This window comes from Streptomyces sp. NPDC058964 (genome assembly GCF_042741275.1).
GTDB lineage: Bacteria > Actinomycetota > Actinomycetes > Streptomycetales > Streptomycetaceae > Streptomyces.
Genome location: NZ_JBHYKH010000222.1, coordinates 1 through 13,979, shown reverse-complemented (window position 1 = coordinate 13,979; position 13,979 = coordinate 1). Strand labels below are relative to the sequence as shown.

Below are 13,979 nucleotides of genomic sequence, written 5' to 3'. Positions count from 1 at the left end.
GGTGTTTTTTTTAAAACCCCGCCGCCCCCCCCCCCGCGGGGGGGCCCCCCCCCCGCCCCCCCCCCCCCCCCCGGGGGGGGGGGGGCCCCCCCCCCCCCCCGCCCTTCGCCGTGTGCGCACCCGCGCGCGTCCGGGTCAGCCGCTGTGGGAACCGTGGGCGCTGTGGTCGGTCCCGATCTCCACCTCGCCGCCGAGCGTGCCGCGCAGCGCCTTGACGACGCCGTCGTCCCCGACCGCCACCCACTTGCGGCCCACGAGGTAGAAACCGCCGTAGTCCTTGGCGTCGTTGATCCACTCGCGCTGGCCGCGGTCGGTGGCGAAGGTGGCGAGGATGAACTTGCCGTCGGTGTTCTTGCAGATGGCCTGGCGGATCTCGTCGGCGTCCGTCTGGATGTTCGGCTTGCACTTCACCTCGGCGGCCAGACTCTCCAGGCTGCCGGTCGCCGTCGTCGGCACGGCGTCCGCGGCACTCTTTCCGCCGCCGGAGCCGCACCCCGCCAGCAGCAGCGCGGCCGCGGCGCCCGTCACGGCGAGCATCGGTCGGGTCAACCTCATCTGTTCCTCCGGTCCTGATGGGCGTAAGCATGCCGCAGGAAGCCCTCGTCGGGGACTCCGCCCTTCGATACGGGCGCCGTGCGCGGTGCGCTCAAATCCGGTGTGACGGTGGGCACACGCGTGCGAAGGTGGGTCGGTGAACCAAGACTGGGAAGACCGCGTGACCGCCGCCTGGGCCACTTTCGACGACTACCCGGAGGAGAGGGCGGCCGACTTCCGTGCCGTGATCGGCGCGCTCGTCGCCGAGCTGCCCGAGGACAGCCCCCTCGGCCCGTTCGAGCAGGCCTGCGCCTGGGACTCGACCGGCCACTCGGACAAGGCGGCACCGCTGTACCGCGAGGCACTGGCGCGCGGACTGAACGGTTACAAGGGCCGCCGGGCGAAGATCCAGCTGTCCAGCTCCCTGCGGAACATCGGGCAGGCGGAGGAGGGTGTCAAGCTGCTCACCCCCGAACTGGACGCGCCCTCGGACGAGCTGGACGACGCGGTGCGCGCCTGTCTCGCCCTGTGCCTGTCCAGCCTCGGCCGCGACCGCGAGGGCCTTTCCCTCGTCCTCGGCGCCCTGGCCCCCCATCTGCCCCGGTACCAGCGGTCGATGGCCAACTACGCGCGGGCCCTCGTCGAGCCGGAGGACTGAGTCACCCGGACGGCCGGTGACCAACCACCGGTTCACTCGTTTCCCAGGACGTGCAGTCACAGGATGTAGCCCAGCATCACGGACCCGCCTCCTCCGGAGCCCCCGGCCCGGTGGTCGACGTCGAGCAGGCCGAGGCCGCGCTCGTCGAGCACTACCCGCGCCTGGTCCGGCTCGCCTACCTGGTGCTGCCACCGAGTCTCGGGCGCAACCGCCGCGTCCTGACCGCGCACGCCCTCACCCAGCGCGCACTGCCCCGGGGCCGCAAGCCGGCCTCCGCGATCCCGGCCCAGTCGACGGGCCGGGACACGGACCCCGGGTACACCTTCGTCCGCCTCCAGGTCGTGCGTACGGCCCTGGAGGCGGCCAGGCCCCTCAAGGGCCGGCTGTGGCCCCGCCGCTCGCAGTTGCCGCCGCTGCTCCCCCAGGTCTGGGGCCTGCGGCTGTTCCCGCGCTCGGGCGGCGCCGACGAACTCGCCCTGGACCAGAGGCTGGCGACCCTGTCCGGCCCTGGCCGCGCCGCGTACGTGCTGCGCGGCCTGGAGCAGCTCGCCGACGGCGACGTGCACCGGGTGCTGGCGGCCGCCGGGGCCGAGGACCCGCACGAGGCACTGCGGGAGGCCGACGGCGTGCCCGCGCACTACGCGCTGCTCGTCTCCCCGGAGTTCGACCCCTGCTCGCTGCAGGCCCGGCCCACCGACCTGATGCGGCGCAGGCAGCACACGAAGGCCGCGTTCGCCGCCGCGGCCGCGCTCGCGGTCTGCGGCGCGCTGATCGCCCTGCCCGGCGACGGCTGGGGCCCCGACGGCGCCGCCGCCCCCGCGTACGCCCAGAACCCGGCGGCCGAAGCCGCCCTGGACCCGGGCAGGCTGACGCGGATCTCTCCCACCGCCTGGAAGACCTCGGCGCGCGCCGACTTCTCCGTGTGGCCCGCGCGCGGCGCCCTCGCCGGCGACACCGCGCTGCTGCGCCGCGCCCTCGCCGTCTGGGCCCGCCCGGGAGAGACGGTCCGTGTCTCGGCGACCCCCGGCACCCAGACCGGCGGCCCGGCAGGACCGCCCCAGCTGCTGTACGCGGGCGAGGTCGACAACACCCGCGTGGTGATCCTCTACGACGGCCTGCGCATCGTCCGCTACGCCGAGCCGAAGAGCGGAACGGAGGGCGCGGCCCTCGACTTCGCGCGCGTCGACGGCGCGACCGGCGCCGGGGCGGGCGCGCTCGTGCTGGGCCGCTCCGACGGCAACGTCCGTTATCTGACCGCTCCCTGGGTGGAGAAGGCCGCGGAGCGGGATCTGACGAAGCCCGGGGCGGGCGCGATGGACCTCGGCCTGACCGACGGCGTCACCGGCCCGATGTCCAGCCCGGCCCTGCAGCCCGGCACGTGCACCTCGTGGAACGTGCTGCAGCTGACCGACGCCTCCGGCGCGAAGCTCTCCAGCGACCTGGGCGAACTGGTCCCGGCCCACCTCACCACCGGCCGGCCCGGCAGGACCCGCGAGGTGTCGGGGGCGGCGTCGCTGCGCACCTGGGCGCCGTTCGCCTGTTCGCTGGCCGGGGAGCGCTCGGCCGGGGTCAGGAGCGTCAACGCGTGGGCGTACGCCGACCAGCCCCTGCCCGACGGTGGCGGAACGGCCTCCTGGCTGTGCACCCGGGCCGAGACCTGGCGGGGCGACGGGACGGCGGCGCTGGCGCAGTTCCACACCCCGGGCGGGCAGTACGGCGCGGTGGCGGCCAAGGGCACGGACGTGCGTGCGTGCGGTCCGCGCGATCCGCACGTGCTGGCCGGGGTGCTGTGGAGGTCCGGCGCGGGCACCTGGTATCTGCTGGCCGCGGGCAGTCGGGACACCGCGTCGATCCGATCGACCGGCGGGGTCACGGCGAGCGCCCAGGGCGACATGCTGGCCGTGCGGGCCGAGCAGGGGGCGCAGGCGCAACTGTCGGGCACCCTGGACGACGGGTCCGCACTGCACGGCCTGCGCTAGTTGACACTGGCGTCAACAAGTACGCGCACAAGGGTTTCCCTCGGACTTACCCGCCAGTACATTGACGCCATGTCTAACACGCAGGCCCGGCCGGTGGAGTCCGAGCGCATACCGCTCAAGGCCCGCAACGTGTCCTTCTCCTGGAAGGACACACCGCTGCACTGGGTGCCCGGGGACCCGTTCGCCGCGCACACCATGAATGTCCTGCACCTGCTGCTGCCTGCCGGTGAGCGGTGGTTCGTGCATGTGTACAAGCAGGTGCTGCCGTTCATCCGGGACGACCGGCTCCGCGAGGACGTCATCGGGTTCATCGGCCAGGAGGCGATGCACTCCCAGGCCCATGACGAGGTGCTACCGCATCTGAAGGAGCTGGGGCTCGACCCGACGCCGTACACCGCGCAGATCGACTGGTTCTTCGAGAAGCTGCTCGGCGACCGGACTCCCCCGCTGCTGAACGCGTGGGTGGTACCCCCATCGCCGGGCCGGGCCCGCACATGGTGGCTGATGGAGCGCGTGGCGCTCATCGCCGCCATCGAGCACTACACGGCCTTCCTCGGCGACTGGATCCTGAACGCCGGGGAGCTGGACCGGCGCAAGGCCGATCCGACCATGCTCGACCTGATGCGCTGGCACGGTGCCGAGGAGGTCGAGCACCGCTCCGTCGCCTTCGACCTGTTCATGCACGTCGACGGAAGCTACCGGCGCCGGGTGCGCACCTGGGCGACGGCCTTCACCGCGCTGGTGTTCCTGTGGCAGCGCGGGGTCCGCTTCTTCATGGAGAACGACCCGACGCTGATCGACGGCAAGGCCTCGTTCAAGGACTTCTACGTCTGCGGCCGGCGCGGCACCCTGCCCGCGACCGGTGACATGCTGAAGTCCATCCCCCGGTATCTGAGCCGCGCCTACCATCCCTCGCACGAGGGCTCCACGGCACAGGCCGTCGCCTATCTGGCCTCCTCCCCCGCCGCGCTCGCCGCCGAGAAGGCCGGGAAGGGGGCGGTTTGATGCCGACGCTGCGGAGCGTCGCGGTCCTCGCGGGCGTCGCGCTGCTGGCCAGACGGGCCGTGCGGCGGCGGGTCCGGGCCTCGCCGCTGTGGCCGATGCCCGCCCTGGATCCCCCGGTCTCCGGCCGGCCGCGCTCGCGGGCGCTGCGGCTGCTGGTCACCTCGCACGAGACGGTGGCCGAGGGCGTCGTACGACTGCGCCTGGAAGGACGGGACCTGCCGGCCTGGGAGCCGGGCGCGCACCTGGATCTGGTGCTGCCGTCCGGGCTGGTACGGCAGTACTCACTGTGCGGGGACCCGGAGGACACCTCGTCGTACACCGTCGCGACACGGCTGGTCCCGGACGGCCGGGGCGGCTCGCGCGAGGTGCACGAGCAGGTGACCGAGGGCATGGAGCTGGAGGTGCGCGGCCCGCGCAACCGCTTCCCGCTCGTCGAGGCGTCCTCCTACGTGTTCGTCGCGGGGGGCATCGGGATCACCCCGATCCTGCCGATGCTGCGGGCGCTGCCGCAGGACGCGGAGTGGCGGCTGCTGTACGGCGGGCGGACGCGGGCCTCGATGCCGTTCCTGGAGGAGGCCGAGAAGCTCGCCGGGGACCGGATCGTGGTGGTCGCCGAGGACGAGGACGGACGGCCCGATCTGGACGGCCTGTTCGCGGACGTGCCCCAGGGAGCCGCCGTGTACTGCTGCGGGCCCGATGGACTGATGACGGCGGTCGAGGAGCGGCTCCCCGAGGGCGCCGCACTGCATCTGGAGCGGTTCGCGCCACGCGGGTCGTCCCCCGGCGGCAACGCGGAGTTCGAGGTGGAACTGCGGCGCAGCGGGCGGACGTTGACCGTGCCGGCCGGCTCCACCGCGCTGGCCGCCGTACGCGCCGAGCTGCCGGACACGGCGTACTCCTGCGAGCAGGGTTTCTGCGGGACCTGCCGGCAGCGGGTACTGGAGGGCGAGGTGGACCACCGGGACGAGCTGCTCACGGACTCGGAGCGGACCGAGTCGATGCTGATCTGTGTCTCGCGGGCCCGAGGTGATCGTCTGGTGCTGGATATGTGACGGTTCCATGGGAACACCACGACCGGACCGGCCCGTTCGGGGCCGGATCCGATCGGTAAGGTGTTCGCATGACTACCGGGGTTCGCCGCAGAATGGGAGTGGAGGAGCGGCGGCAGCAGTTGATCGGCGTCGCCCTCGAACTGTTCAGCCGCCGCTCGCCCGACGAGGTCTCGATCGACGAGATAGCGTCGGCCGCGGGCATCTCGCGCCCGCTGGTCTACCACTACTTTCCCGGCAAACTCAGCCTGTACGAGGCCGCGTTGAAGCGCGCGGCGGAGGATCTGGCAGGCCGGTTCGAGGAACCGCACCAGGGCCCGCTGGGCGCCCGGCTGCTGCGTGTGATGCGCCGGTTCTTCGACTTCGTGGACGAGCACGGCCCCGGCTTCTCGGCCCTGATGCGCGGCGGCCCGGCCGTGGGCTCGTCGGCCACGAACGCGCTCATCGACTCCGTACGGCAGGCCGCGTACGACCAGGTCCTTTCACATCTGGGCGTCACCGATCCGCCCGCGCGACTGGAACTGGTCGTACGGTCCTGGATCTCGCTCGCCGAGTCGACGGCCCTGATCTGGCTGGACGGCCGGCGCATCCCGCGCGCCGAACTGGAGGTCCAGCTCGTGCACGACTTCGCCGCCCTGGCGGCCGTGAGCGCCGCCAACAACGGCGAGATGGCGGTCCTGCTGCGCGACATGCTCAAGGAAGAGCCGGCCGACGGTCCGTTCACGGACCTGGTCGGCCGGCTCATGTCCCTGGCGTCCTAGCGGACGAACTTCCGGTACGAGGGGTCGAGGTCGCGCACCTCGGCGGAGGCGTGCAGCACGAGGCCCTCCTCCCCGATGTGCTTGCGGAGCAGTTCCAGCACGGCCTCGGTCAGCTTCGCCTTCGTCTCGTCGGTGCGGCCCGCGAGCAGCCCGACGGTGACGTGGACGACGGCGTGCCCCTCCTCCTCGTACCCGAACACGGAGTACCCGCTGTCGCGGAACTGCGTCTTGCAGGCCTCCGGCTTCGCCGCAGCGATCTCGACGGTGGCCTCGTGCAACGCCCGCGCGAAACCCTCGCGGTCGAATGCGGCCCCGATCGTGCGGGAGTAGTCGACGGTGATCTGCGGCACGGGTACTCCTGTTCTACGACGACGCCCCGACCCTACTTCGCCGCCCGGGTGAACACGGCCACCGTCCGCGCCGGGACGGTGAACGTGCCCGAGCCGGCCGCGTAGGCGGAGGTCTTCACCACCGCGTCCGTGCCGTCGGCCTGCACCGGGTGCAGGCGGAACGGCGTCCCGGCGAGCGCGCCGATCCGCTGCTCCTGCTTCTCCGGCGTCGCGTTGAACACCACGACCAGGTCACCCAGCTCCATGGTGATCACACCCGGGGTCTCGTCCTTCCCGGACAGCGGGAAGGAGAGCCGCGACTGCACCTGCGTGGCCGTGCCGAGGGAGAACGCCTTCTCCGTCGTACGGATCCTGAGCAGGTCCTGGTACGCGGCCGAGGCACCGGTGATCTGCGGGCAGCCGACGCTCACCGAGCTCAGCAGGGGCTTGGCGTACGGCCACTTGGACTCGTTGTCGGCCGCCATGGGCAGCCCGCGTCCGAAGCCGTTGCCGTCCGCGCAGTTCCAGTGGATGGCGTTGAACCAGTCGCCGCTGTCGAAGGAGTTGCGGTCCAGCGACTTGGAGCGCAACAGGTCGCTGCCCGCCTGGGACAGGGCCGGACCCTGGGAGAGGGCGGCCGTGGCCATGGCCAGGACCTGCATGCGGGCCCGGTCGGACGCGGAGGTGTCCTTGGGCAGCTTGTAGGTCAGGGCGTCGAACAGGGACTCGTTGTCGTGGGCGTCGACATAGGCGAGCGCGTCGCCGGGCGCGTCCGCGTAGCCCGCGGGAGAGCCGTTGTAGTCGACCTCGGAGCCCTTGACCTCCTTGCCGGCGGTGTCGGTGAAGGTGAAGGACTTCAGGTTGCCGGACAGACCCACCTTGATCAGGTCCTGGTAGTGCAGCAGGCGGGCCTTCTGCTCCTCCTTCGTGCCGTTGGCCGTGGACGAGTTGGGGTCGGTGTAGAGACCGGAGGCGAAGCCCTGGACTCCGGGGTCGGAGTCGAAGGGGCCGCCGCCGCGCACCGCGTCACGGGCCCGGTCGGAGAAGGTGGCGATGCCGGTGCCGGCCATGTTCTGCTGAGTGGCCTGCACGAACCGGGCGTCGTTCGCCACCTCGCCGAAGTTCCAGCCCTCGCCGTAGAGGATGATCTTCTTGCCGTCGACGCCGTCCTTCGCGAGGGTCAGCGCGTCGAGGGCCTTGCGGACGGCGAGGATGTTGGCCTTCGGGTGGTGGCCCATGAGGTCGAAGCGGAAGCCGTCGACCTTGTACTCCTTGGCCCAGGTGACGATCGAGTCGACCACCAGCTTGCCCATCATGGCGTTCTCGGGCGCGGTGTTGGAGCAGCAGGTGCTGTTCGCGACCGAGCCGTCCGCGAGGAGCCGCTGGTAGTAGCCCGGCACGATCCTGTCGAGGACGCTGGTGTCCGCCTGGCCGCTGGCCGCCGTGTGGTTGTAGACGACGTCCATGACGACCCTGAGACCGTCCTCGTTGAGCCCCTTGACCATCTTGCGGAACTGGACCGTGCGGGCGGTGCCGTCCGGGTCGGTGGCGTAGGAGCCCTCCGGAACCGTGTAGTGGTACGGGTCGTAGCCCCAGTTGTAGGCGTCCTTCGCGGCGGTCTTCGCGACGCACTCCTGCTGCTTGTCGGAGTCGGCCGCGTAGGAGGCCAGGTCGCAGTCCGGGGTCGCCTGGTCGGCCTTCTTCTCGGCGATGGTGGCGATGTCGAAGGCGGGCAGGAGGTGGACGTACGACGTGCCGGACTTCGCCAGCTCACGCAGGTGCTTCGAACCGTCGCTGCCCTTGTCGGTGAAGGCCAGGTAGGTGCCCTGGTCCTTCGCCGGGACCGTCTTGTCGGCGACGGAGAAGTCCCGGATGTGCAGCTCCTGGATCTGGGCGTCCTTCAGCGGCACGGCCTTGGGCTTGCGCAGGCTCGACCAGCCGCCCGGGGCGAGGGCCTTGTCGTTCAGGTCGACGACCAGGCTGCGCTCGGAGTCGGCGGTCAGCGCGACCGAGTAGGGGTCGGTGACCTTGTTCGTGACGACCTTGCGGACGCTGGGCGCCCAGACCTTCACGACGTACCGGTACGGCTTGTTCTTCCATGACCTCGGACCCGTGACGGACCAGACGCCGGTGGCCGCGTCGCGGTGCATGGCCACCTTGGAGCCGGCCAGTTCCAGGGAGACGCTCTGTGCCGTCGGCGCCCAGACGGACAGGGTCGGCTTCCCGTCGCGGAAGACCGGTCCCAGCTTCGCCTTGGTCGCGTCGTACACGTCGTCGAGCACGCCCGCGATCTGCACTCCGGTCGCGGCCAGCACCGCTCCGTTCGCCGCACGCTGGGAGGCCACGATCTGGCCGCTCAGCGCCTCGCGCACCCGGTCGCGGTCGCGCGGGTCGACGGACCAGGCGGTGTAGTCCTTGAGGTGCGGGAACTTCGCCTTCTGCGCGTCGGTGAGCGTGGTCTTGGACAGGCGCAGCCAGCGCTCGTCGTCGCTGGTCAGAGTCCCGTCCTTGACGGCGATCGAGCCGTCGTGGGAGTAGAGCAGCTGGGTGGAGGCGGCGCCGTCGACACCGTTCCAGGCGACCGTGTTCCGGTCGATCCAGACCGCCTTGGAGGTGGTCGGGTCGAGGGCGGCCGCGCTGCCCGCGGGCTGCGGCAGCAGGTACTTCTCCTGGCCGTTCAACAGCCACACCTCGTAGCCGTTGGACTTGAGGTCCAGCGACTGGTCGGTGGGGAGATCCTTGTCGTCGCCCTTGTGGATGATGTAGCTGAGGCTGGTGGCACCGTCGCTGAGCGGTACCTCGAAGACCGCGCCATAGGCATCAGTCTTCACCGGCTTGAGGGGGTTCGACCAGTCGGTGGGGTTCGCGGCACCCGTCCAGACGTGCAGGCCCCAGCCGTCGTAGTTCCCGTCGGCCCGGTGGTAGTGGATGACCGCCTTGGTCTTGTCCTGCGCGGGGTAGTCGGGCCTCTGGGTCAGGACGTCGGCCTTGCCCTGTTCGAGCCACACCTCGCCGGTCTTGGTGACGTCGATGGTCCGGTCGGCGGAGACGTCCTTGTTGCCGTCCTTGTCGATGACCAGGAAGCCGACGTTCGAAGCGCCGGACTTCAGCTTGACATAGGCGAAGGCGCCGTAGGCGTCACGGCCGACGAAGGGGTGGCTGGCGGGCCAGTTCGTGGACTCGCCGTCGGCGATGTCGCCCCAGGCGTACAGGCCCCAGTTGTCGTAGTCGCCGTCGGTGCGCTTGTAGTGGACGACCACATGGTCGCGGGAGGAGGCGGTGGGGACCTCCGGGGCGGGCGGGGTGCCGGTGGTGCTGGCCGCCAGGGCGCTCGCGGTCCGGCCCGCGGAGTCGATCACGACGGCCTTGTAGCGCAGGGCGGTGCCGGACGGCACGTCCTTGCCGATGGCCTGGGTGACCTTGTACGGGGCGTGGTCGGCGGAGCCGAGGGTACGCCACTTGCCGTTGCCGACCTGGGCGGCGAACACGACCCTGTCGAGCCGGCCGCCGTCGACGTCGGCGGAGAGCTCGACGGTGCCGGTGGCACCGGCGTCCGGGGCCTTGAGGGTGATCGTCGGCTTGGTGGCGGGCTTGGCGAGGGTGCCGGCCGCCTTGAGGACGACGGCGGAGCCGGCCGGGACGGTGACGGTGATCTTCTTGTCGGCGTCGGTGCTCGCCGTGTCGTCCGTGCCGTAGATCCCGCGGTACGTCATGTCCGCGGAGCCGGTCGCGAAGGTGGCGGTCTTCGCCTCGTCGGCGTTGTTGAAGGCGACGACGTACTCGGCACCGGTCCTGGCGTCCGTACGGGTGAAGGCGTAGACGCCGGAGCCGTCGGCCGCGTACCGCTGGGTCTGGACTCCGTCCGTGAGCGCGGGGTTGCTCTTCCGGAGCTCGGCGAGAGCGGCGATCTGCTGGTAGAGCGGGGCGCTCGTGTCGTAGGAGTCGCTCGCGTGGGTACGGGCGGTGCCGATCTCGTCGTCGTCGAGGTAGTCGGCGACCTTGGAGGCGAACATCGTCTGGCGGGCGTCCTTGTCGCCGCCGGAGCCCGTGAAGCCCTGCTCGTCGCCGTAGTAGACGACGGGGTTGCCGCGGCTGAGGAACATCAGCTCGTTGGCGAGCCGGTCCTTCTTGAGCAGTTCGGCGTCCGTGGCCTTCGGGTTGTCCTGGTTCAGGAAGTATCCGATGCGGCCCATGTCGTGGTTGCCGAGGAACGTGACCTGTTCGTAGGCGTTGGCCTTGTCGGTCGTGTACTTGTAGTCGTCGCCGAAGACACCGGCCAGCTTCTGCGCGCTGCCGCCCTGGGAGGCGTACTGGCGGGCCGCGTCCTGGAAGGGGAAGTCGAGGGTGGCGTCGAGGCGTCCCTGGGTGACGTAGGGGGAGGTGATGGAGGTGTCGGCGGAGTAGACCTCACCGAACATGAAGAAGTTCTTGCGGCCGTGCGCGGCGGCGTACTTGTCCAGCGCGGTCGCCCACTGCGTCCAGAACTCCATGTCCACGTGCTTGACGGTGTCGATCCGGAAGCCGTCGACGCCGAAGTCCTTCACCCAGCGCTGGTAGATCTTCTCCATGCCGCTGACGACCTCGGGACGCTCGGTCCACAGGTCGTCGAGGCCCGAGAAGTCGCCGTAGGTGGTGGACTCACCGGCGTAGGTGGAGTCGCCGCGGTTGTGGTACATGGTCGGGTCGTTGAGCCAGGACGGAACCTTGCTCTCGCTCGTGACCTTCGGGGTGCGCGGGAACGAGCCGGAGTCCACGGCCGGGAACTTCTTCGTGCCGTCCGCGTAGTCGGAGTCGTCGAAGGGCCGCCCGTCCTTGGTCAGATAGGGAAAGGCGCCCTTGGACAGGTAGTCGTAGGACTTCTCCTTGTAGTCGACGACGTCGGCGGTGTGGTTGGTGATGACGTCGAAGAAGACCTTCATGCCCTTGGCGTGCGCCTTGGAGATGAGGGTCTCGAGGTCCTTGTTGGTGCCGAAGTGCGGGTCGACCCGGGTGAAGTCGTTGATCCAGTACCCGTGGTACCCGGCGGAGGCGTTGTCACCCGTCCCCTGCACGGGCCGGTTCTTGAAGATCGGGGCCATCCAGATGGCGGTGGTGCCGAGCCCCTTGATGTAGTCGAGGCGCTTGGTCAGGCCCTTGAGGTCGCCGCCCTGGTAGAAGCCCTTGTCGGTGGGGTCGTACCCGGTGCTGAGGCGGGAGCCGGTCAGTCCGCCGCGGTCGTTGGACTTGTCACCGTTGGCGAAACGATCCGGCATGACGAAGTAGAACTGCTCGCGGGTGTCGTCGTGCCGGGCGGGCTCGGCGGCGAGCTTCGCGTCCGAGGGGGGCGCGGGCGGGGCCGCAGCATGTGCGGCGAGGGGCTGCACGAGCGCGGCGGTGAGGGCGACGACGGCGACCGCCGCGGCCCGTCTCACTGGTGAGCTACGGCGCGTCCGGGGCGCCGGCCATCTCGGTATCACAGGCGTGAACTCCTAGCGATTACGGCTCTCTTGGGTCCGACCCCAACACCGCGGCACGGCTCCGATGCCGGGCGCCCGCGCGACCGTATCGCTAACGAAAGGTTTACAGCAAGAGGCTTGAAACCCACAGCAAGAACTTTCACCGATTGCCTTGACTGGCCTTCTCAACTGGCACACTTTCGGGGGTGGTTGAAACGCGCACTCTGCGTACCCCCCACTTCCGGAGCCGCACGTGACCAGATTTCGACGGTCTCCCGGCTCCTGGAACACGAGCGACGCGATCCCGCCGCCATCGGCCTCGTACCCGACGTGGAGCAGACGGGTCATCGTCCCCAGGAGCACGGCCTTCACGCACAAATACGTCAAGAAGGACGGCTCCGGGAACGTGACCTGGAAGTCCGGAACGAACCGCTCGTACACGACGGGCGGTTCGTCCGGTTACACCACGATCGGCGCCTGGAAGCAGTCCGGGCTCAGCAGCCCGTCTTGCCCGCGTAGATCGCGAGCGCGGTGTTGGCGCCCAGGGTGGCGGTGAACTGTCCGCTGGAGTTCACCGCCACCGTCGTGTTGTTCTGCACGTTGCAGTACGTGCCCGCCGCCAGTGACGTCTGGTAGGTGCGGGTCAGGGACGAGGACTCGTGGTTGATCGCCACGAAGCCCTTGCTGCCGCGCCCGAAGGCGATCGCGTCGTTGCCGTCGTCCCACCAGTCCGTCACCGACTGGCCCCTCGTCGCATTGCGGAAGGCGACCATGCGGATGATCTCCGGCCAGGCGTGCTGGCACTTCCACCCGTCCTGCCAGCAGGCGTTGACCGTGCCTCCGTTGGGCGGGCCCGCATCAGCGTCCGACCACTCGTAGCCGGAGTTGATGTCGGGGGCACCGTAGGGGTAGGCCAGCATGAAGACGTTGGCCAGGGTGTAGTTGGCGCCGTCCTTGTAGTTGAGGGTCGAGCCGTTGCGCTCGGTGTCGTGGTTGTCGACGAAGACGCCGGCCACCGAGCTGCTCATGTAGCCCCAGCCCTCGCCGTAGTTCTTCAGGTAGGCGAGGTTCTCGTTGTTGAAGACCCGCTTGAGGTCGTAGGCGTAGCGGAACTCCTGGACGTCGCCGTTGCCCGTGTACTCGGTGGGCTGGACCGCTTCGTTCGCGCCGTAGATGACCTCCTGCTTCCAGTACACGGAGGGGTTGGTCAGACGGGTCTTGATGTTGGCGAGGTCCTCCGCCGGGATGTGCTTGGCCGCGTCGATGCGGAAGCCGTCCACGCCCAGGGTGAGCAGGTCGTTCATGTAGCCCGCGATGGTCTTGCGGACGTACTCCTCACCGGTGTCCAGGTCGGCGAGGCCGACCAGCTCGCAGTGCTGGACGTTCCAGCGGTCGGCGTAGTTGGTGACCTGGGCCGTGCAGTCGTCGAAGTCGTAGGAGGAATACAGGCCGGGGTAGTCGTACTTCGTGTACGACGAGCCGCCGGTGCCGGTGCCGCTGCCCGCCGCCATGTGGTTGACGACCGTGTCCACGACGACCTTGACGCCTGCCGCGTGGCAGGTGTTCACCATGTTCTGGAAGGCCGTGCGGTCGCCCAGCCGCCCCGCGATCCTGTAGCTCACCGGCTGGTACGACGTCCACCACTGCGAGCCCTGTATGTGCTCGGCGGGCGGGGAGACCTGGACGTATCCGTAGCCTGCGGGGCCGAGGGTGCCGGTGCACTCGCGGGCGACCGAGGCGTACTTCCACTCGAAGAGGACCGCGGTGACGTCCTTGCCGCCGGGCGGGGAGGCGTGCGCGATGGTCGGGGTCATGACAAGGGCGGCGGCCGAGAGAGCGAGCGCCCCTGAGAGGAATCTGCGTGCCATGTGGGGGTTTCCTTCGTCGTTGAAGGTTCTTGCTGAAACGTTGCTGAAACCTTTCGGTTGCGCAGATGTTAAAGGCCCGCCACCCAAAAGGGCAGCGGGCCGTTGAAAGTTGATGCAAGAAGTTACCGAGCGGTGATCAGGCGGTCGTCCACCACACCGTCGTGTCGGCCGGCACCTTCGTCTCGCCGTCGGCCTCCGTCAGCTCGCCGCTGGCGAGCAGGACACGGCCGTTGCGCGCGGGGGGGCGCCCCCACCCCCCCCGGGGGGTGGGCGCCCACCGTGGGCTCGAGGGGGGGCACCTCCGCGTCCCCGAGGAGGGGGGGGGGGGTGGCGCGCGGGCCACGGGCAGAGAGGCACACGC

Annotated in this window: 10 protein-coding genes; 6 read left to right on the top strand and 4 right to left on the bottom strand. The window is 70.1% G+C overall.

What is annotated here, in order from left to right; translation table 11 throughout:
• Positions 1-135 precede the first annotated feature (135 nt).
• Positions 136-555 (bottom strand): hypothetical protein, encoded by a 420-nt coding sequence (locus ACFW2E_RS25270; protein ID WP_384469358.1) that lies wholly within the window; start codon positions 553-555, stop codon positions 136-138.
• Positions 556-691: 136 nt separating this feature from the next.
• Between ACFW2E_RS25270 and ACFW2E_RS25265 the strand changes: the two genes are divergently transcribed.
• The 5 genes from ACFW2E_RS25265 to ACFW2E_RS25245 all read left to right on the top strand — a co-directional run bounded on the left by ACFW2E_RS25265 (position 692) and on the right by ACFW2E_RS25245 (position 5,986).
• Entirely contained in the window at positions 692-1,192 is a 501-nt protein-coding gene (locus ACFW2E_RS25265; protein WP_384469357.1) for a tetratricopeptide repeat protein, read from the top strand.
• Between the two features lie 50 nt (positions 1,193-1,242).
• On the top strand, positions 1,243-3,171 hold the full coding sequence (locus tag ACFW2E_RS25260; protein WP_384469356.1) for a hypothetical protein: 1,929 nt from the start codon (positions 1,243-1,245) through the stop codon (positions 3,169-3,171).
• Between the two features lie 69 nt (positions 3,172-3,240).
• Entirely contained in the window at positions 3,241-4,176 is a 936-nt protein-coding gene (locus tag ACFW2E_RS25255) for a metal-dependent hydrolase (RefSeq protein WP_384469355.1), read from the top strand.
• Positions 4,176-5,228: a PDR/VanB family oxidoreductase gene (locus ACFW2E_RS25250; protein ID WP_384469354.1), complete on the top strand. Its 1,053-nt coding sequence runs from the start codon at positions 4,176-4,178 to the stop codon at positions 5,226-5,228. Before ACFW2E_RS25255 ends, ACFW2E_RS25250 begins: the two co-directional genes overlap by 1 nt.
• Before the next feature lie 68 nt (positions 5,229-5,296).
• Positions 5,297-5,986: a TetR/AcrR family transcriptional regulator gene (locus tag ACFW2E_RS25245; RefSeq protein ID WP_384469353.1), complete on the top strand. Its 690-nt coding sequence runs from the start codon at positions 5,297-5,299 to the stop codon at positions 5,984-5,986.
• Here the strand turns inward: ACFW2E_RS25245 and ACFW2E_RS25240 are convergent.
• Positions 5,983-6,336, bottom strand: a complete 354-nt coding sequence (locus ACFW2E_RS25240; protein WP_384469352.1) for a 5-carboxymethyl-2-hydroxymuconate Delta-isomerase — start codon at positions 6,334-6,336, stop codon at positions 5,983-5,985. The two genes, ACFW2E_RS25245 and ACFW2E_RS25240, sit on opposite strands and share 4 nt — an antisense overlap.
• A gap of 32 nt (positions 6,337-6,368) precedes the next feature.
• Entirely contained in the window at positions 6,369-11,771 is a 5,403-nt protein-coding gene (gene pulA / locus ACFW2E_RS25235; RefSeq protein WP_384469351.1) for a pullulanase-type alpha-1,6-glucosidase, read from the bottom strand.
• 232 nt (positions 11,772-12,003) lie between these two features.
• On the opposite strand from pulA, the gene ACFW2E_RS25230 reads away from it, so the two are divergent.
• Positions 12,004-12,306 carry a carbohydrate-binding module family 20 domain-containing protein gene (locus ACFW2E_RS25230; RefSeq protein WP_384469350.1) on the top strand — a complete coding sequence of 101 codons (303 nt, stop codon included), beginning with the start codon at positions 12,004-12,006 and terminating at the stop codon, positions 12,304-12,306.
• Here ACFW2E_RS25230 and ACFW2E_RS25225 read toward each other — a convergent pair.
• Positions 12,245-13,618 (bottom strand): alpha-amylase family protein, encoded by a 1,374-nt coding sequence (locus ACFW2E_RS25225; RefSeq protein ID WP_384469349.1) that lies wholly within the window; start codon positions 13,616-13,618, stop codon positions 12,245-12,247. The genes ACFW2E_RS25230 and ACFW2E_RS25225 overlap by 62 nt on opposite strands.
• Positions 13,619-13,979 lie beyond the last annotated feature (361 nt).

Bases quoted from the DNA above. Each gene is read 5' to 3' on its own strand.
- ACFW2E_RS25270 (WP_384469358.1), bottom strand. From the start codon at position 555: ATGAGGTTGACCCGACCGATGCTCGCCGTGACGGGCGCCGCGGCCGCG.
- ACFW2E_RS25255 (WP_384469355.1), top strand. From the start codon at position 3,241: ATGTCTAACACGCAGGCCCGGCCGGTGGAGTCCGAGCGCATACCGCTC.
- ACFW2E_RS25250 (WP_384469354.1), top strand. From the start codon at position 4,176: ATGCCGACGCTGCGGAGCGTCGCGGTCCTCGCGGGCGTCGCGCTGCTG.
- ACFW2E_RS25245 (WP_384469353.1), top strand. From the start codon at position 5,297: ATGACTACCGGGGTTCGCCGCAGAATGGGAGTGGAGGAGCGGCGGCAG.
- ACFW2E_RS25225 (WP_384469349.1), bottom strand. From the start codon at position 13,618: ATGGCACGCAGATTCCTCTCAGGGGCGCTCGCTCTCTCGGCCGCCGCC.